Source organism: Nocardioides cremeus (genome assembly GCF_030518195.1).
In the GTDB taxonomy this organism is placed as follows: domain Bacteria; phylum Actinomycetota; class Actinomycetes; order Propionibacteriales; family Nocardioidaceae; genus Nocardioides; species Nocardioides cremeus.
Genome location: NZ_JAULSC010000493.1, coordinates 1 through 209, shown reverse-complemented (window position 1 = coordinate 209; position 209 = coordinate 1). Strand labels below are relative to the sequence as shown.

The 209-nt window shown below is 84.2% G+C and carries 1 protein-coding gene; it reads right to left on the bottom strand.

What is annotated here, in order from left to right:
- On the bottom strand, nucleotides 1-209 hold a 209-nt coding region (locus QWJ41_RS21850), incomplete at both ends, for a hypothetical protein (RefSeq protein WP_302710596.1).

Below are 209 nucleotides of genomic sequence, written 5' to 3'. Positions count from 1 at the left end.
CTCGACCGCGGGCACGTCTGCGGCGTTGGCCGGGACGCGCAGCGCGACCGGACCGGCGCACGCCGCAACGGCCTGCGAGCCGGGCACCCCGGAGCCGTCGCGGCGCCCGGGCGCGGCGGGCAGCTCGACCGGCGCGCCGCTGGCCGCGGCCCCGCGGGCGGGGGCGGTGCCGGCCCAGGCCAGCACCAGCGCGTCCTCGCCCGTGAGGA